Annotated in this window: 19 protein-coding genes; all 19 read right to left on the reverse strand. The window is 28.7% G+C overall.

Annotated features, from left to right (window positions below):
• Positions 1-105: 105 nt before the first annotated feature.
• The 19 genes from nrdR to EJJ37_RS03805 all read right to left on the reverse strand — a co-directional run bounded on the left by nrdR (position 106) and on the right by EJJ37_RS03805 (position 18,744).
• On the reverse strand, positions 106-564 hold the full coding sequence (gene nrdR / locus EJJ37_RS03715) for a transcriptional regulator NrdR (RefSeq protein ID WP_133014272.1): 459 nt from the start codon (positions 562-564) through the stop codon (positions 106-108).
• 60 nt (positions 565-624) lie between these two features.
• Positions 625-903, reverse strand: coding sequence for a YlmC/YmxH family sporulation protein (locus EJJ37_RS03720; RefSeq protein WP_133014245.1), 279 nt, complete (start codon positions 901-903; stop codon positions 625-627).
• A gap of 160 nt (positions 904-1,063) precedes the next feature.
• A complete protein-coding gene (gene sigG / locus EJJ37_RS03725) occupies positions 1,064-1,837 on the reverse strand; it encodes an RNA polymerase sporulation sigma factor SigG (RefSeq protein WP_133014246.1) in 774 nt (257 codons plus the stop codon).
• Between the two features lie 81 nt (positions 1,838-1,918).
• A complete protein-coding gene (sigE, locus tag EJJ37_RS03730) occupies positions 1,919-2,626 on the reverse strand; it encodes an RNA polymerase sporulation sigma factor SigE (RefSeq protein ID WP_133014247.1) in 708 nt (235 codons plus the stop codon).
• A 14-nt stretch (positions 2,627-2,640) separates the two neighbouring features.
• Positions 2,641-3,444 carry a sigma-E processing peptidase SpoIIGA gene (locus EJJ37_RS03735; RefSeq protein ID WP_133014248.1) on the reverse strand — a complete coding sequence of 268 codons (804 nt, stop codon included), beginning with the start codon at positions 3,442-3,444 and terminating at the stop codon, positions 2,641-2,643.
• 260 nt (positions 3,445-3,704) lie between these two features.
• Complete coding sequence (ftsZ, locus tag EJJ37_RS03740) at positions 3,705-4,820, reverse strand: cell division protein FtsZ (RefSeq protein ID WP_133014249.1); 1,116 nt, start codon at positions 4,818-4,820, stop codon at positions 3,705-3,707.
• A 404-nt stretch (positions 4,821-5,224) separates the two neighbouring features.
• The gene (locus EJJ37_RS03745; protein WP_133014250.1) at positions 5,225-6,280 is read right to left on the reverse strand and encodes a type IV pilus twitching motility protein PilT; all 1,056 of its coding nucleotides are present in this window, start codon (positions 6,278-6,280) and stop codon (positions 5,225-5,227) included.
• 102 nt (positions 6,281-6,382) lie between these two features.
• Positions 6,383-7,078, reverse strand: coding sequence for an RNA polymerase sporulation sigma factor SigK (gene sigK / locus EJJ37_RS03750; RefSeq protein ID WP_133014251.1), 696 nt, complete (start codon positions 7,076-7,078; stop codon positions 6,383-6,385).
• Between the two features lie 642 nt (positions 7,079-7,720).
• Positions 7,721-9,337, reverse strand: coding sequence for a peptidoglycan D,D-transpeptidase FtsI family protein (locus EJJ37_RS03755; protein WP_243124831.1), 1,617 nt, complete (start codon positions 9,335-9,337; stop codon positions 7,721-7,723).
• Between the two features lie 53 nt (positions 9,338-9,390).
• The gene (gene udk / locus EJJ37_RS03760) at positions 9,391-10,008 is read right to left on the reverse strand and encodes a uridine kinase (protein WP_133014252.1); all 618 of its coding nucleotides are present in this window, start codon (positions 10,006-10,008) and stop codon (positions 9,391-9,393) included.
• Positions 10,009-10,021: 13 nt separating this feature from the next.
• Entirely contained in the window at positions 10,022-11,266 is a 1,245-nt protein-coding gene (locus EJJ37_RS03765) for a peptidase U32 family protein (protein WP_133014253.1), read from the reverse strand.
• Between the two features lie 58 nt (positions 11,267-11,324).
• Positions 11,325-11,981, reverse strand: a complete 657-nt coding sequence (locus tag EJJ37_RS03770) for an O-methyltransferase (RefSeq protein ID WP_133014254.1) — start codon at positions 11,979-11,981, stop codon at positions 11,325-11,327.
• 18 nt (positions 11,982-11,999) lie between these two features.
• Entirely contained in the window at positions 12,000-13,079 is a 1,080-nt protein-coding gene (mltG, locus tag EJJ37_RS03775) for an endolytic transglycosylase MltG (RefSeq protein WP_133014255.1), read from the reverse strand.
• A gap of 92 nt (positions 13,080-13,171) precedes the next feature.
• On the reverse strand, positions 13,172-14,998 hold the full coding sequence (gene typA / locus EJJ37_RS03780) for a translational GTPase TypA (protein ID WP_133014256.1): 1,827 nt from the start codon (positions 14,996-14,998) through the stop codon (positions 13,172-13,174).
• 284 nt (positions 14,999-15,282) lie between these two features.
• Positions 15,283-16,950, reverse strand: a complete 1,668-nt coding sequence (locus tag EJJ37_RS03785) for a ribonuclease J (protein ID WP_133014257.1) — start codon at positions 16,948-16,950, stop codon at positions 15,283-15,285.
• A 65-nt stretch (positions 16,951-17,015) separates the two neighbouring features.
• The gene (locus EJJ37_RS03790; protein WP_133014258.1) at positions 17,016-17,477 is read right to left on the reverse strand and encodes a Fur family transcriptional regulator; all 462 of its coding nucleotides are present in this window, start codon (positions 17,475-17,477) and stop codon (positions 17,016-17,018) included.
• Between the two features lie 23 nt (positions 17,478-17,500).
• Positions 17,501-17,776, reverse strand: coding sequence for a DUF1292 domain-containing protein (locus tag EJJ37_RS03795; RefSeq protein WP_133014259.1), 276 nt, complete (start codon positions 17,774-17,776; stop codon positions 17,501-17,503).
• Between the two features lie 108 nt (positions 17,777-17,884).
• Entirely contained in the window at positions 17,885-18,304 is a 420-nt protein-coding gene (gene ruvX / locus EJJ37_RS03800; protein ID WP_133014260.1) for a Holliday junction resolvase RuvX, read from the reverse strand.
• A 182-nt stretch (positions 18,305-18,486) separates the two neighbouring features.
• Positions 18,487-18,744: an IreB family regulatory phosphoprotein gene (locus EJJ37_RS03805; RefSeq protein WP_133014261.1), complete on the reverse strand. Its 258-nt coding sequence runs from the start codon at positions 18,742-18,744 to the stop codon at positions 18,487-18,489.
• Positions 18,745-18,806: the final 62 nt, after the last annotated feature.

Below are 18,806 nucleotides of genomic sequence, written 5' to 3' on the forward strand. Positions count from 1 at the left end.
TTTACCATTTATTATGTATATTTTTTAACATGATTTTAACTTTATTCATACATTTAATCAATAATAATTATAACATAAAAAAAGACTACCTTTTAGGCAGTCTAATTAATTTTTATTTGTCATTAACCCTTTAATTTCATCTAAAAAAGTGTTAATATCTTTAAACTCTCTATATACAGATGCAAATCTTACATATGAAACTTCATCTATAGCTTTTAATCTATCCATAACCATTTCACCAATAACTCTAGATTCAACTTCAGTAAGCATATTATTTGAAATACTCTTTTCAATATCCTCTGCTAATTCTTCTATTTGTTTTCTAGAAATGGGTCTCTTTTGACAAGCAATAATAAGCCCATTTACAATCTTTTCTCTGTTAAAATTTTCTCTTGTTGAATCTCTTTTTACCACTAAAATTGGAATATCCTCAATTTTTTCATATGTAGTATACCTTCTTCCACAACTAGTACACTCTCTTCTTCTTCTAATTGTTGTATTATCATCTGTAGATCTTGAGTCTACAACCTTACTTTCATCAAAAAAACAAAAAGGACACTTCAAACAAATCACGCCTTTCTCCTATAGTTATATTTGTATTATACAATCTTTTTTTATTTTATTCTATATTTTATTTTCATCTGTATTTAATTGTATACCTGAAGCATCAACAATTAGCACATCAATTCCTATTTTAACTACTTTTTCCCACGGTATCTCTATATCATCTTCCTTTGAAAACCACCCTTTAGAACTAGATGGTAAAAATAATGAAACTACTTTATTATTAGATAAATCAACTTTATAATCTCTAACATATCCTAATTTACTCCCTGTTGACACATCTATAACTTCCATACTTCTTATAGCATTTACTGAATATAAAATTAAATCATCTTCCATAACTATCCCCACCCCTTAAATATGTATTTAAATCATTTACCATAATTATATATATGATATAGCCTCTTATTTTATTAAAATAATTTTTATACACCTAAATTATGATGCAACTTAGAATTAAAAAATTAGAATTTCAATAAAAAAAAGGACCCTTAGGGTCCTATACATATTTCTTCATGTGTTTCAATGCTGTTTTTTCTAATCTTGAAACTTGAGCCTGAGATATGCCAATTTCATCTGCAACTTCCATTTGTGTTCTTCCATTAAAAAATCTTAATGTTAAAATTAATTTTTCTCGATCATTTAATTTTTTCATAGCTTCTTTTATAGATATATTCTCTAACCAACTATCATCACTATTTTTAGAATCACTTATTTGATCCATTACATAAATAGCGTCACCTCCATCATGATATATTGGTTCAAATAAAGAAACTGGATCTTGAATTGCATCTAAAGCAAAAACTACTTCCTCTCTTGGTATATTTAGTTCTTTAGCAATTTGAGAAACTGTAGGTTCTTTGTTATTATCCTTAATAAGCTTATCACGTACAAGCAAAGCCTTATATGCAATATCCCTTAAAGATCTACTTACCCTAATAGAGTTATTATCTCTTAAATATCTTCTTATCTCACCTATTATCATAGGTACTGCATAGGTAGAAAACTTAACATTTTGTGATAAATCAAAATTATCGATAGATTTCATTAATCCAATACAACCTACTTGAAATAAATCATCTACATTTTCCCCTCTATTATTAAATCTTTGAATAACACTTAAAACTAACCTTAAATTTCCCTTAATAAATGTTTCTCTCGCTTGTGTATCTCCGCTTCTCATCTTTAATAAAAGCTCTCTTTTTTCCTTTTCCTTTAGTACTGGTAATTTTGAAGTATTTACTCCACAAATCTCAACTTTGTTAATAATCAAAGTTAATCACTCCTTCAGAAGTAATAACATACTGCATTTAAAATTATTTCCGTTAGAGGATTCTTTTATACTAAAGACAACCTAAATCATTTTATTTATTTCTTTTTTTAATCTACTTATTATTTTCTTTTCTAATCTAGAAATGTATGATTGAGATATCCCAAGGATGTCTGCAACTTCTTTTTGCGTCTTTTCACTATGTCCAGAAAGCCCAAATCTTAATCGTACTATTTCTTTTTCTCTTTCGTTTAAATTTCTTAAAGCTAAAAATAATAATTGTTTATCTACTTCATCTTCAATTAAATTATACACAGTATCATTTTCAGTTCCTAAAATATCAGATAAAAGTAATTCATTTCCATCCCAATCTATATTTAATGGCTCATAAAAAGATACTTCAGCCTTCACTTTACTATTTCTTCTTAAATACATTAATATTTCATTTTCAATACACCTTGATGCATAAGTAGCTAATTTAATTTTCTTTTCTGGATTAAAAGTATTTACAGCCTTAATTAATCCTATAGTTCCTACAGAAATTAAATCTTCAACACCTACACCTGTATTTTCAAACTTTCTTGCTATATATACAACAAGTCTCAAATTTCTTTCTATAAGTGTATTTCTGACACCTTCTCCACCAGTACTTAGTTTATCAACTAATTCTTCCTCTTCATCCTTCTTTAATGGAGGTGGTAAAGCATCATTACCTCCTATATAATCTACTCTTTTCCTAAAAATATTAAACTTTGATAAAAATTTATTAATAAATAAAACTAACTTCCCCATATCTACTATACCTCCTATACTATACCTCTTGATAATAAGGCTTGAAATTCATCTTCCTTACTTAATTTTCTTTCACACCCACATATTATAGCTTCTACCTTTCTCCAATTATTTGCTTCTTCATTTCTAATCATTATATTTTGTCCTTTAAAGCCTCTTACTTCACCTACTTCATTAATAGTGTCATACTTTATAATAAACTTCTTATCATCAGCTATTTCAAATTGATTAAAATAAGTATTTTCAACTATTATACAAGGCAAATTAGTTACTGGCTCCCTTAATTCATTTCCAGTATCTAAAAATCCTTTTACTAGTACTGTTCTTGTTCCTTCTGTAATATATATATCATATAAAAAGTTCTTTACCATTGCTCTATCTTTAAGTAAGTCTACAATTCGAGTTATAAATATAAAAGTAATAGCCACCGATAAAACTATAAATTTGGCTGAATTATTTTTAATAACAAACTCTTGTCCAACTAAATATGTATTTTGCATTTGTACTGTGCTAAAACATATACCACTTAACATAAAGGCTAGCATAAAAAATATTACAACTGATTTAAAAATAAATTTTAAATTTCTTTTTTCCATAGAAATATATATCATAATCGTTGGAACTAATATTTTTAATACTACAGAACTTAAAATCTTTACATTACAAAAAATAACTAACCCATATATGCCACCTAATAAAGCCGCTAAATATACATTTCTTTTTTTATAATCCAGCCTCAATAGCTTAAAAGTAAGTAGCAATAAGAATAAATTGATTATTATATTTTCTAATAAATATATATCAATATAAACTTCCATATACTCACCCCCTCAATATATAAATTATACCTTTATATGTATTTTTTTTTTGTCACATTGAAGGAGTTTAAACCAAGTTTTAAACCAACTTTTTTTACATTTTACCCCCTGTTTTTTCTTTATAAATTTTAATATTTTTTTTATTTCTTTTTTTTATGTCTTTTTATGCAAACAATATAAATATTTTAATAACAAAAAAAATAGATAGATGATGTAATTTCTATTTACTTCATCTATCTATTTATATTAATAAAATTTTATTACTTTCTTGATCTTAAGAAACTTGGAATATTTACACTTTCTCTATCTAAATCTAATAAAGGATCAGTATAAGATGTTGTAGGTTCTTCCTCTCTCTTTACAGTTTCAACTGTCTTAGGTTCTATTCTAGATTCACTAGTACTTGATACAATATTACCATTATCTTCTTCAAATCCTGTTGCAATTACAGTTAATCTAATTTCATCATTTAAACTTTCATCAATAACTGCTCCAAATATGATATTAGCGTCTACATCAGCTGCTTCTCTAACAATTTCAGCTGCTTCATAAACTTCTATAGCACCTAAATCAACTCCACCTGTAAAGTTAATTATAACTCCTGTTGCACCATCAATAGAAGTTTCTAATAATGGAGATGATATTGCCTGTCTAACTGCATCTTGCGCTTTATTATCACCTTTCCCATAACCAACTCCCATATGAGCTAATCCTTTATCTTTCATTACTGTTTCAATATCAGCAAAGTCAGCATTAACTACCCCTGGGATTGTGATAAGGTCAGATATCGCTTGTACACCTTGTCTTAAAACACCATCAGCTAATTTGAAAGAATCTAATAATGTTGTTTTCTTATCTGCCATAGCTAAAAGTTTTTCATTTGGAATTATAACTAATGTATCAACATGTTGTTTTAAGTTTTCTAATCCCATTTCAGCATGTCTCATTCTTCTCTTTCCTTCAAATGGGAAAGGCTTAGTAACTACACCTACTGTTAAGATATTCATAGACTTAGCAATTTCAGCAACTACTGGAGCGGCACCTGTACCAGTTCCACCACCCATACCAGCAGTTATAAACACCATATTAGCACCTTTTATCGCTTCTGCTATTTCTTCTCTACTTTCTTCAGCTGCCTTTTTACCAATTTCAGGATTAGCCCCAGCACCAAGTCCCTTAGTAAGCTTTTCACCTATTTGAATCTTAGTGTTTGCTTGTGAAAGCAATAATGCTTGCTTATCCGTATTTACAACAATAAACTCAACATTCTTTAACCCTTCAATTATCATTCTGTTAACGGCATTACCACCGCCACCACCACAGCCTATTACTTTTATATTAGTTAATTCTTGCATATCTAATTCAAAATCTAACAAAATAACTCCTCCTTAAAACTCTCTCTATTAGTAATTTAAATACTTTCATAAAATTAACTTCACTAATTCATTTTGCAACTATAACTTAAAATAAAAAATTATTTAGTAATTTAATTTTACATCATTAAATATATGTTAACAATAGCAAATTGCAATTGTTGAAGAATTTTGTAATGATTTCTTCACTTTTGTAAAAAATAAGTATCTAAATTTGCCAATTTATCCTAGTTAGTCTAAAATTAAATTTCTTCGGCTAAAATATAATTAATTTATTAAGACAATATTATATTTTAATGCTTTCATAAATATAATTCAACGTATTTTTAAAAATCCCTCTATTTTTTAACATATTTTTAAAATTTTATAATATAAAAGAGCGTAAAAATTTACGCCCCTCTACTTTTTTATAAAATCATCATTCTTTTTAAAGTTTCTCTATCTACAGCATATGTCATTGCCGTCTCCATTGAAATAACACCTTTCTTATATAACTCAGAAATTGCCATATCCATAGTTTTCATCCCATATTTATTACCAGTTTGAACTGCCGATTCAATTTGCTGAGTTTTTCCTTCTCTAATAAGATTCTGAATTCCAGGAGTTATAACCATTACTTCAAGGGCTGCAATTCTTCCATCTCCATTTATATTAGGTAATAATTGTTGTGAAATAACCGCTTGTAATACTGATGCCAGTTGAATCTTTATTTGTTGCTGCTGGTGTGGTGGAAATACATCTATTATTCTATCAATAGTCTTTGGTGCTCCAATAGTGTGCAATGTTGATAAAACTAAATGTCCAGTTTCTGCAGCTGTAATAGCTATAGAAATTGTTTCTAAATCTCTCATTTCTCCAACTAAAATAACATCTGGATCTTCTCTTAAAATTGCTTTTAATGCACTTTTATAACTTTTACTATCTTTCCCGATTTCTCTTTGATTTATTATGCACCTATTATGTTTGTGTAAATATTCTATAGGATCTTCCAATGTTATTATATGCGCTTGTCTCGTATTATTAATTTCATTTATCATAGCTGCTAAAGTCGTACTCTTACCGCTACCTGTTGGTCCTGTTACTAATACAAGTCCTCTCTTTTTTTTAACTATTTCTTTAAGAACTGTTGGATGTCCTAGCTCATCTAATGTAGGTATTTTAAGTGCAATAACCCTTATTGCTATAGCGTCGCTATTTCTTTGTTTAAAAATATTAACTCTAAATCTACCTACTCCTTGAACAGAATAAGATGTATCAAATTCACCGATTTTCAAATATTCATCATATTTTTCACATAAAATTTCCTTAGAAAACTCCTCCATATCATGTGGTAATAATTTATCTACCCCAAGCTGAATAAGGTTTCCATTACTTCTTATAGTAGGCGGTAACCCAACTGTTAAATGTAGGTCAGATGCATTCATTTCTATAGTTTTACTTAATAGTTCTTTTAATAAATACATTTTTTTCTCCCTTTTTTATTTCATCTATAGGTATATTTTAATTCTATTTTATTAAAATATATTAAAAATTTCAACTTTTTCAATAAATTTATTATTGTGTGGTTATTTAAATGTTAATTCTTTCTTCAGTTTTTTTAATGCTTTTTTTTCAATCCTTGAAACATAAGATCTTGATATTCCAAGCAAACTTGCTATTTCTCTTTGGGTTTTGCACTTTCCATCAATTAGCCCATATCTCATTTTAATAATTTCTCCTTCTCTCTCATTTAAAGAAGTATTTATTTTAGAGTACAAAGCTTTAATTTGTAAATTAGTTTCAACTTTATCAATAACAGAATCCTTATCACTACTTAATACATCTATTAAGCTTATTTCATTTCCTTCTTTATCTACTCCAATTGGATCATGAAGAAAAGTTTCTCCTTTTTGCTTTTTACTACTTCTAAATAGCATTAAAATTTCATTTTCAATGCATCTAGATGCATATGTAGCTAATCTTGTACCCTTCGATGCATCAAATGAATCAATAGCCTTAATTAAACCAACTGTACCAATAGATATAAGTTCATCTATATCTTTATTAGGTATTTGATATTTTTTCACAATATGTGCAACTAATCTAAGGTTTCTTTCTATTAACACACCTTTAGCTTTTTTATCACCAGCTTTTAACAATTCTAAATACTTCTGCTCTTCTTTTTCATCTAAAGGCTGTGGAAACGTATTATTACCTGAAATATATCCAGCCAAAAACACATTAGTACACAATAATTCTAATATATTACCAATAACTATCACTAAGCTTCCTCCTAGTAGTGCTTATTATATAATATGATAGTTTTTGAAAATATTGCTTAAAGAATTTAAATTAATTTTCTTGACAACAATTTAACTAAATTCTTCGTTAAAGCTTAAGTGCCGTGATGACGAAAATTAATGATATTACCTCCAGGAATTAGTGTAATTTTCGTTAAGAATTTAATTATTTTCTCCGGAAAAAGTGCTAAAGCTTCGAAAGTCACTTTGTTCCCTCAGCTTCTTAACGCCCTTTTTCCTCCCAAAATAATTAAATTCTAAAACTTAATTACAATATTCCTTCCGATAATATCATTAATTTTTCTCTATCACTAGCTTTTAAGCTAAAGGATACAATTTCTTGCGTAACCACCTTAAGAATTAACTATAAAGTGTGTAGTATAAGCATATATATGGAGAAAGAAAAATGAAATATTTATTTGGAGGTATCATTGAAATTAAGCCGTAGAATTTAATAATTGATGGAGTAAAGTTGGCGTTAAGAAGTTTTTACTATTTGAGCTAACAGCGAGTTTAAAAACTTTAGCAAACTTTACGGAATCAATTATATAAATTCTAGGTGAAAATTTCACCTTTACCGGAAAATAAATATTTCATTTTTCGCTTCCATGTGGATGCGCAATATTATTCCATTAGAGATTTAATAATATCTCTATAAATAGGTGCAGCTGTATTTCCTCCACCTAGATCATTTCCATTTGCATCTACACCATTTATATTAGGTGCTACAACAACTAATGTGTACATTTTATCATTTAACTCAAAATATCCAGCAAACCAACCGTGAGTAGTGGCACCACCTTCACCTGTAGCAGTACCTGTTTTCCCACCTTGTGTTATACCTTCTATTTTAGCTGCTGAACCAGTTCCTTTCCAAATAACATCATACATACTATTTTTAACTAATTTTGATGTAGTCGAAGTAAATATTCTATTTTCTTCATTTTGAATACTTTCTATAACATTATTGTCTTCATCAACAATAGCCTCTATAAGTGATGGTTTAATATATATTCCATCATTTACTACAGCATTAATAGCTCCTGCAATTTGAAGCGGTGTTACTGTAATGCATTGACCTATTGCAAAGTTACTAATTCCATCACTAGGTTTAGCCATTACCCCTATAGCTTCTTCTCTATTTTCTCCAGCTAGCCCTAGTACTTTATTATACAATCCTAAATTAGTAGTGTATTTTAACATCTTTTCATAACCTATCATTTGACCTATCTTTGCAAATATATCATTACATGAAACCTCAAAAGCTTGATTTACTGTTAAATTTCCATGAGCATATGATTTACCTCCATTACTACAAATCTCACCACTACAATAAAAGGTATCATCCATATTAATTAATCCTTCATTTAAAGCAATAGCTTCTGTTATAACTTTAAATATAGATCCAGGTTCAAGACCTAATTGTCCTATACCTAAATTAACATTTGCTTCAGATTCATCCTTCTGCACCATAGCTTTTATTTTCCCCGTGCTGGATTCTAAAAGAACTACCCCTACATTATCTAGATTACTATAATTATCACCATTTAAGACATCTTTTATTTTATCTGACCAAGCTTCATCAATAGTCAACCTTATATTTTTATTATTTTCCCCATAATTTGTCTCATTGCTCTTATATATAGATTTCTCATCTAAATGGAAGCCTATTGTTGGTCTTTTATTATCTTTAATTATATCTAAAATACTCTCTTCAAATGAATCTTCTAATGCGTTATCTTCATTTATAGATGCAATTATATTTTCTACACTCCATCTTTCCTTTAAATCTAACTCATTATAAACATAAGTATATATTCCCTTTATATCATTTAACTTGTTTATCTTTTCATAAGTCTCCTTGGTTATAGTATAATAAAGCTTCCCACTTTGGTTCATTATATCAGTAAAATTAAACTCTTCATCTTCTGACTTCATTATAAAATTTAAAGCTAATAAATCTTGTAATGTTTCTTCATAGTTATTTAATTTAAAAGGCTTAGTATCAAGAACCATAATATACTTATTTTTATAGTTTATAAGGCTATTTCCATTTGTATCAAATACCTTATAATTAGTATCACTAGTATATTCCACTTGATGATTTTCAAGTTCCCCTTGAACAGAAGTTGTTGGATATATCATTAATACATATAATCTTATAGTTAAAGCAATAAAAATGCTGAAAAACACAATGCAAACAATTAGTGATTTTTTATTATCAATTTTATATCTATACAAAAAAACACCTCCTTTAGCTAAATTCTAGACTAAAATGAGGTGTTTTATTCAAATTACTTAAGTATATCTCTAATTTTTGCCATTAATAAATCTATTGCAACATAATTATGTCCACCTTCTGGAATAATTATGTCAGCATACTTCTTTGATGGCTCTGTAAATTGAAGATGCATAGGTCTAACAATGCTTAAATATTGATCAACTACTGATTCAACAGTTCTCCCTCTTTCATTGATATCTCTTACTAATCTTCTTAAAATTCTTATATCAGCATCAGTATCTACATAAACTTTTATATCTAGAAGATCTCTTATTCTTTCATCCTCTAATATTAAAATACCTTCAACTAAAATTATATCTCTTGATTCTACAGTAGTAGTTTCTTTAGCTCTATTATGAACAGTAAAATCATAACTTGGCTTTTCTATAGATTCTCCTTTTATCAACTTCTTTAAATGCTCAACTAATAAATCATTATCAAAAGCCATTGGATGATCATAGTTAGTCTTAACTCTTTCCTCCATAGATAAATGACTTTGATCTTTATAATACATATCTTGTTGTATCATTGCTATACAATCTTTTGAAAAATTAGAATATAAAGCATCAGCTATTGTACTTTTACCTGATCCTGTTCCTCCAGTAATTCCTATTAAAATAGGTTTATTCATTTGTTAGGCCTCCTTAGTTATTATTAATATTAATAACGTTGTTTGCTTTTACAAGCATATCATTAACTTTTAATGGTGTATCTACCTTAATAGTAAACATCATATGTGCTCTATTTGCAACATCTGTTTTTCTATCTTTATCTAAATCATACATATCTTCAAGCTTAATCTTAAAGTATGGTACATCTGGTCTTAAAATTTCAACTTCTTCACCTTCAAATACTCTATTCTTTTGAAGTACTGTTGCAGTCTTAGTTTCAGGATCATAAGATTTTACCATACCAACAATTTCATAATCTCTAACATATCCTGCATCGTCATAATTTTGTTCTCCATTTATACCTAAATAGAATCCAGTATGATATGGTCTATGACTTACTTTTCTAAGCATATCCATCCATTCATCTTTAAATTTATAATTAGATGGGTTTTCCCAATAACTATCTAAAGCTTCTCTATATGCTTTAACAGTAGAAGCTACATAGAATTCGCTTTTCATTCTTCCTTCTATTTTGAAAGAATAAATACCACTCTTTACAAGTTCAGGTATGTAGTGAATCATACATAAATCTTTTGAATTCATTATATATGTTCCATTATCATCTTCTATAACAGGATAATATTCACCTGGTCTAGTTTCTTCAACTAAATGATACTTATATCTGCATACATTTCCACATATACCCTTATTAGCATCTCTTTTAATCATATAATTTGATATTAAACATCTTCCAGAATATGCAACACACATTGAACCATGAACAAATGCTTCAATATCACATCCCTTTGGAATATTTTCAGTTATTTCATTTATTTCTTTAAAAGTTAATTCTCTTGCTAATACTATTCTCTTAACACCTAAATCATACCAGAATTTAGTTGCCATCCAGTTAACTGTATTAGCTTGTGTACTTAAATGTATTTCTAACTCTGGTGCAACTTCTTTACATATAGCAATTAATGATGGATCAGCAACTATAACTGCATCTATACCTATATCATAAAGTCCTTTAATATATTCTCCTGCTGAAGATAAATCATGATTTCTTGCAAAAACATTTAATGTTACATAAATTTTCTTTCCTCTATCATGACAATACTTAATTCCTTCAATCATTTCTTCATTTGAAAAATTATTTGAAAAGGCTCTAAGATTTAATTTACCTCCACCTATATATACGGCATCTGCTCCAAAGTCTATAGCTATCTTTAGCTTTTCTAAATTACCAGCTGGCGCTAATATTTCAGGCTTTCTCATTGTATTCCCTCCTTTAAGTTAATCCTCAAATTTTTTATTTGATTAGATCAACTTACTCCTACTTAAGTAGGTCCTTTCTTCTTGTAATTGCAATTCCATCACCCATAGGAATTACTGATGTTATTAAACTATTATCTTGTGATACTAAATCTAGATAAGTTCTCATTCTTTTAACTATAGTTATCTTTCTTCTCTTAACTAATTCATCACTTGCAACCATACCTCTAAATAAAACATTATCGGCAATTATTATACCATCCTCTTTTAAAAGTCTTAGGCAATGTGGTAAAAAGTGATTATAATGTCCCTTACCTGCATCCATAAAAATTAAATCATATGGTTCTTGTAACTTCTCTAATATCTCAAGACAATCGCCCTCTTCAATAACTATCTTATCTTCAAGTCCAAAAGATTTTATATTTTCTTTTGCATACTTTATCATTTCTTCACTTCGTTCTATGGTAGTTATATGAGGATCTGTTCCTGCTGCATCATGCATTATAATTGCAGAATAACCAATTGCAGTACCAAGTTCTAATATTCTTAATGGTTTTTTCATACTAACCATAAACTCTAAGAATTTTATTGTTTCTTTTTGAGCTATAGGCACACCATTTTCTTTAGCAAATACTTCTAACTCTTTTATTCTTCCTTCACTTTCTGGTATTAATCCTCTTATATATTCTTCCATATAATCGTAGGTAATTCCACTCATACTAAACCTCCGTATATGTTAATATCCTAATTCTTCTTTTTTCTTTAAAAAGTCATCATAATTATCAGTAAAATAATGTTCATCATCTGATGCTAATAGATAAAATAAATAATTTGTAGTAGCTGGATTTAATGCAGCTTCTATAGATGGAGCACCAGGGTTACATATTGGACCTACTGGTAATCCTTTATGCAAATATGTATTATACTTTGATTCAATTGCTAAATGTCTGTTTCTTACATTCTCTATATAATATCCATGTGCATAAATTACCGTTGCATCAATTTGCAATGGCATATCTTGGTCTAATCTATTATAAATTACAGATGCTATTAAAGGTCTATCTTCATCCACTCTTGCTTCTTTTTCAATAATAGATGCTACATTAATTACCTTTTCAATATCATCTTCTTTAATATCAAGCCCTTCTGTTATTTTACCCCATACTTCTTCAAATCTCTTTATCATTGTTTCTATTATGTATTCTGGTTGAACTCCAACTTCAAAATTATATGTATCTGGGAATAAAAAACCTTCTAAATTATATCTTTTATCTGGATTATCCTTTACATAAGATGGCAACGGATAACTTTTTACTGCATTTAAAAATTCATCTTTTGTGCAAACACCTTTTTCTTCAACTCTAGCTGCTATATCTTCCACGTTAAATCCTTCTGGAATAGTTATAGTTATTGCATTTGCATTATTGGTATCCTTTAAAGTTTTAGCTATATCATTTATTGACATACTTTTATCTAAAGTATGACTTCCTGGAATCACTTCTAAATCAAGTCCTGTTAATTTAGTATAAATTTTTATTATAAGTGGACTTTTAATCTTATTTTCACTAGAAAGCCTATTTATAATACTATAAAAACTATCGCCCTCTTGAACATTTACTACTTCTGAGTCCGAAATTTTAAGTGGTTTTTTAACTGTTGATATAAATACAGAAGCTAAAGCTATTATAATAATTAATAATAAAATAATTAAAGTTCTTCTAGTATTTTTAGCTCTTTTCCTTCTTAAAGGTCTGCCAGTATTTTTAGCTTTTTTTTTCGTTAAAGGTCTACCGGTATTTTTAGTTCTTTTTTTCATAAATACCCCCTGTATTTAAAAGTGAATAGCTAAATACTTTAGCTATTCACTATTATAATACTTTTATATGAAATTATAAACAATTTACATAATTATTTTTTACTTCTGCTTATCATTCTCTTTCTTTCAGCAGCATCTAAGTATCTCTTTCTAATTCTAATGCTTTCTGGAGTAACTTCAACTAACTCATCATTTGCTATAAATTCAATTGATTGTTCTAATGTTAATGTAGTAACTGGTACTAATTTAACAGCATCATCAGATCCTGAAGCTCTTGTATTAGTTAATTTCTTACCTTTACAAACATTTATATCTAAATCTTCAGCTCTAGAACATTCTCCAACAACCATACCTTGATATACTGGTGTTCCTGGAGTTATGAATAATTTTCCTCTTTCTTGAGCATTGAATAATCCATAAGCAATTGCTTCACCTTGTTCAAATGATACTATTGAACCTCTACTTCTTGATTCGATTTCTCCCTTATATGGAGCATATCCTTCAAATACATGGTTCATGATACCATTACCTTTTGTATCTGTCATAAATTCATTTCTAAATCCTATAAGACCTCTTGCTGGAATTACGAATTCTAATCTAGTATATCCATTAACTGCTGATGTCATATTAACCATTTCAGCTTTTCTTGGTCCCATTTTTTCCATAACAGCACCCATGAACTCTTCTGGTACGTCTATAGTTAAGTATTCCATTGGCTCTAACTTCTTACCATTTTCTTCTTTAAAGATAACAGTTGGCTTAGAAACTTGTAACTCAAATCCTTCTCTTCTCATTGTTTCAATAAGAACTGATAAGTGAAGTTCTCCTCTACCTGATACTTCGAAGCAATCTGGAGTTATTTCTTTAACTCTTAAACTTACATTAGTTTCTAATTCCTTCATTAATCTATCTCTTAAGTGTCTAGATGTAACGAATTCACCTTCTTTACCTGCAAATGGTGAGTCATTAACCATGAAATTCATGTTAAGTGTTGGCTCATCTATTTCAACGAATGGTAAAGCTTCTGGATTAGATGCATCAGCTATAGTTTCTCCTATATTAGCATCCATAATACCACTTACTGCAATAATATCTCCAAGACCAGCTTCTTCAACTTCTTCTCTCTTTAATCCATTATAACCAAATACAGCAGTTATTTTATAGTTTGCCTTACTTCCATCTTGTCTAACTAAAGCAACATTTTGATTTTTCTTAACTTTCCCTCTATGTACTTTACCAATTGCAATTTTACCAACAAAGGCATTACTATCTAAAGTTGTAACTAGCATTTGGAAAGGTCCATCTATATATCCCTTTGGTGGTTCAACATGTTCTATAATAGTCTTAAATAATGGTTCCATTCCCATATTTGTATCTTCTACATTATATCTTGCAAAACCTTCTCTAGCAGAAGCATATATAATTGGGAAGTCTAATTGTTCATCATCAGCACCTAATTCTAGGAATAAATCAAATACTTCATCAATAACTTCTTCTGGTCTAGCATTTGGTTTATCTATCTTATTTATAACAACAATTGGCTTTAACTTTAGCTCTAAAGCTTTCTTTAAAACGAACTTTGTTTGTGGCATTGGTCCTTCATAAGAATCAACAACAAGTAAAACTGAGTCAACCATCTTAAGTACACGTTCAACTTCTCCACCGAAATCAGCATGTCCTGGTGTATCAACGATGTTTATTTTTATTCCATCGTACATAACTGCAGTATTTTTTGAAAGAATTGTAATTCCTCTTTCCTTTTCTAAATCATTAGAGTCCATTACTCTTTCATCCATTTTTTCATTTGATCTAAATACGTGACTTTCTTTAAACATAGCATCAACTAATGTTGTCTTACCATGGTCAACGTGAGCTATTATTGCTATATTTCTAATATCGTCTCTAGTTATTAATTCCATTTAATTTCCTCCATCAACTTTTATTAATGAATTTAAAATATTAATATTTAAATCCATTTTTATTTTAAAGGCTTATCTTACTTTTGAAGTAAAGCAGGCTAAAGGTAATAAAACCTCTGCTACGCTATATCATTGAAAGTTCAAATTACTAAATATAAAACTTAGCTTTTTACTTTTGTAAACCTATAAATATTTTGCCCAAAAAGAAAATTGGATACACTCGTATCCAATTCCCAAATCTATCAATTATTCTACTATTAACTTTGTTACTTGTCAACTAGTACTTATATTTCCATAATGATTGGTAAAATCATAGGTTTTCTCTTAGTCTTTTCATAAAGATAAGATCTAAGTTCATCTCTTACATTTGACTTTAATGTTGCCCAATCACTTATATTCTTTTCTTCACAATCAAGCAAAGTATTTCTAACAATATCTCTTGCTTCATCCATTAAACTTTCAGATTCTCTTACATAAACAAATCCTCTTGATATAATATCTGGACCTGCAACTATAGTTTTGTTTTCTTTAGATAAAGTCACAACTACTGTTAATATACCATCTTGAGATAAATGTTTTCTATCTCTTAATACTATATTTCCAACATCTCCAACTCCAAGTCCATCAACAAATATTTGTCCTGAAATAACACTTCCGTTCTTTTTAATACCATTTCTAGTAACTTCAATTACATCTCCAACATCAGGTATAACTACATTTTTAGAATCTAGTCCTAATTTTATAGCTAATTCTCCATGTTGTTTTAAGTGTCTATATTCACCATGAACTGGTATAAAATGTTTTGGTCTAACTAAAGTTTGCATAAGCTTTAACTCTTCTTGGCAAGCATGACCTGAAACGTGGATATTCTCCTGTGATCCATATATAACTTCTGCACCTTTTTTAAATAATTGATTAATAACTTTTGATACAAGCTTTTCATTTCCTGGAATTGGTGTTGCTGAAATAATTATTGTATCACCTTCAACAATATTTACTTTTCTATGCTCTGAGGCTGCCATTCTTGATAATGCAGACATTGGCTCACCTTGACTTCCAGTAGTTATAATAACAACTTGATCATTATTATACTTATTAATTTGATCAATAGATACTAATGTATCTTTATCAACTTCAATATAACCTAATTCTATAGCTACATTCATTATATTTTCCATACTTCTTCCGGAAACAGCAACTTTTCTGCCATATACTGAAGCAGCATCTATTATTTGTTGAATTCTATGAATATTTGATGCAAATGTTGCAATAATTATTCTTCCTTTAGTTTTTCCGAATATTCTCGTTAAACTTTCTCCAACAATTTTTTCTGAGTTTGTATACCCAGACCTTTCAACATTTGTAGAGTCTGCCATCATTGCAAGAACTCCTTTTTTACCTAGTTCTGCAAATCTTGCAAAATCCATAGGTTCACCATCAATTGGTGTATAATCCACCTTAAAATCTCCTGTATGAAGTACAACTCCTAACGGAGTGTGTACTGCAATTGCAACAGAATCAGCAATTGAATGGTTAGTTTTTATAAACTCTACAGATACTGAATTTAATCTTATTACATCTCTTGGTTTTACTCTTACAAGTTCTGTTGAACTTAATAAACCATGCTCTTTAAGTTTAGTTTCTACTATTCCTAATGTTAATTTTGTTCCATATACCGGAACATTTAATTGTTTTAAAACATATGGTAACGCTCCAATATGATCTTCATGACCATGAGTTAAGAATATTCCTGACACCTTTTCTTTATTTTTTATAAGGTACGTTATATCAGGTATAACCAAATCTATTCCGAACATATCTTCATCTGGAAACTTAAGTCCACAATCTATTACAACTATATCATTTTTATATTCTATGGCTGTTAAATTTTTTCCGATTTCATTGACCCCACCTAAAGGAATAATCTTAACCTTTGCTTTTTCATTTTTCATATGTCCCCTCCTTCTCTTTTCCATTATGTATTTCAAAGTATATAACTACTCTTTAAAATATCCCTTTAATCACCTTTTTGTTTTTCGCAACATTTAGAACATATCCCAAAAAACTTTACACTATGATCTAAAATTTTAAATCCATATGTATTTTCAATTCTATCTTCAAGCTCATCTAAAAGATCATCTTGAACCTCAAATACAGCTTTACATTCATTACATACTAAATGATGATGTCTATGTTCCTCTTCACTATGAACAAGTTCATATCTACTGCATCCATCATTTAAATCCAACTTAAAAATAACACCGATCTCTTCTAATAATAATACAGTTCTATATACTGTTGCTAAACCTATATCAGGACATATTTTCTTAACTTCATCATAAATTTCTTCTGCGGTTAAGTGTTCTCCCTCTTTTTCAATGATTACATCTACAATAGCTCTTCTTTGAGGCGTTAACTTATACCCTTTTTGTTTTAGATTTTCTTTTAATAATTCAATATCTATATTAACTGTGCTCATATACTTAACACCTCATTTCTTTTTTATTCTTCGTCCATGAAAATAGTATTGTAAGCTTCTTCTATAGCCGCTAACTCTACTTCATCTTCAATTAATTCAAAGATATCATTATCTTCTTCATCTTTTATTACTTTTAAAGCAAATGGATTTTCATCTTCATATCCTTGTTCTTGAACTATAACATACTCACTTTTCTCTTCCGTCTCAGGATTTACCATATCAAAGAATGCTATTACGTTTAAATTTATCTCATTTCCATCTTCATCAAATAATTGTATAGTTTTTAAATCTTTTTCCATTTTATAGACTCCTTTTTCATCTAAATTGTTTATTATATTATTACATAAAATATTAAAACTGAAAATATCTTAATTTAATTAGTAGCAAATTAATCTCCCTTTGGTAGACTATTTACTTAGTCTCAACTTATCAAGATATCCTTGCAATATATATGTTGCTGCTATTTTATCTACAATTTTCTTTCTTTTATTTCTTGAAAGATCTGCTTCTAGCATGGCTCTATGTGCAGCTACTGTTGTTAGTCTTTCATCCCACATTTCTATTGGTAATCCAGTCTTTTCTTTTAATAACTCTGAAAACTCAAGAGCTTTTTCTCCTGCTTCACCGATAGTTCCATTCATATTTTTAGGCAAACCAACAACTATAGTTTCTACGCCATATTCATTACATATTTTATGTATTTCTTCTAAATCTTGTTCCTTTTTAGTACGTCTTATTGTTGTAATTCCTTGTGCTGTCCAGCCTAAAGGATCGCTTAAAGCAACTCCTATAGTTTTTGATCCCATATCAAGTCCTAATATTCTCATAGAAACTCCTTTGTTTAATTAAGTAATTAAGAGTTTATCTTTGGTAAATATTAACGTTTCCACAAATAACCCTTAATGTTTTTTTGAACCAATAACCTGTATTCAAAAATTAATTTCTTAATTTATTTATTTTTATCAAATTAATTTTTAATAAATAAAAGTGCCCGATTAACGGGCACCTTTTATTTTATTTCTAGATAAGATTTTATTACCTCTTCAAGTATTTCATCTCTTTCAAGTTTTCTAAGTAAAGCTCTTGCTCCGTTATAACTAGTAATGTAAGAAGGATCCCCTGAAATTAGATAACCTACCAATTGATTTATTGGGTTATATCCCTTTTCCTTCAATGCTGTGTATACATCATTTAAAATTGATTTAGTTAAATCTTCTTTGTTAATGTTTAAGTCAAATTGCATTGTTCTGTCAAGATTATTATCCATACCGTTTGCTGCTTTCTTAGCAGCTTCACCCCCTTACGAAAGTTTTTTATTTATTTTTAATC

The organism is Clostridium cuniculi (genome assembly GCF_004353185.1).
Taxonomy (GTDB): domain Bacteria; phylum Bacillota; class Clostridia; order Clostridiales; family Clostridiaceae; genus Clostridium; species Clostridium cuniculi.

Excerpts from the sequence above, each read along its gene's own strand:
- EJJ37_RS03720 (WP_133014245.1), bottom strand. The coding sequence starts at position 903 with ATGGAAGATGATTTAATTTTATATTCAGTAAATGCTATAAGAAGTATG.
- sigE (WP_133014247.1), bottom strand. The coding sequence starts at position 2,626 with ATGGGGAAGTTAGTTTTATTTATTAATAAATTTTTATCAAAGTTTAAT.
- EJJ37_RS03735 (WP_133014248.1), bottom strand. The coding sequence starts at position 3,444 with ATGGAAGTTTATATTGATATATATTTATTAGAAAATATAATAATCAAT.
- EJJ37_RS03745 (WP_133014250.1), bottom strand. The coding sequence starts at position 6,280 with ATGTATTTATTAAAAGAACTATTAAGTAAAACTATAGAAATGAATGCA.
- udk (WP_133014252.1), bottom strand. The coding sequence starts at position 10,008 with ATGAATAAACCTATTTTAATAGGAATTACTGGAGGAACAGGATCAGGT.
- EJJ37_RS03765 (WP_133014253.1), bottom strand. The coding sequence starts at position 11,266 with ATGAGAAAGCCTGAAATATTAGCGCCAGCTGGTAATTTAGAAAAGCTA.
- EJJ37_RS03770 (WP_133014254.1), bottom strand. The coding sequence starts at position 11,981 with ATGAGTGGAATTACCTACGATTATATGGAAGAATATATAAGAGGATTA.
- mltG (WP_133014255.1), bottom strand. The coding sequence starts at position 13,079 with ATGAAAAAAAGAACTAAAAATACCGGTAGACCTTTAACGAAAAAAAAA.
- typA (WP_133014256.1), bottom strand. The coding sequence starts at position 14,998 with ATGGAATTAATAACTAGAGACGATATTAGAAATATAGCAATAATAGCT.
- EJJ37_RS03785 (WP_133014257.1), bottom strand. The coding sequence starts at position 16,950 with ATGAAAAATGAAAAAGCAAAGGTTAAGATTATTCCTTTAGGTGGGGTC.
- EJJ37_RS03790 (WP_133014258.1), bottom strand. The coding sequence starts at position 17,477 with ATGAGCACAGTTAATATAGATATTGAATTATTAAAAGAAAATCTAAAA.
- EJJ37_RS03795 (WP_133014259.1), bottom strand. The coding sequence starts at position 17,776 with ATGGAAAAAGATTTAAAAACTATACAATTATTTGATGAAGATGGAAAT.
- ruvX (WP_133014260.1), bottom strand. The coding sequence starts at position 18,304 with ATGAGAATATTAGGACTTGATATGGGATCAAAAACTATAGGAGTTGCT.
- EJJ37_RS03805 (WP_133014261.1), bottom strand. The coding sequence starts at position 18,744 with ATGGATAATAATCTTGACAGAACAATGCAATTTGACTTAAACATTAAC.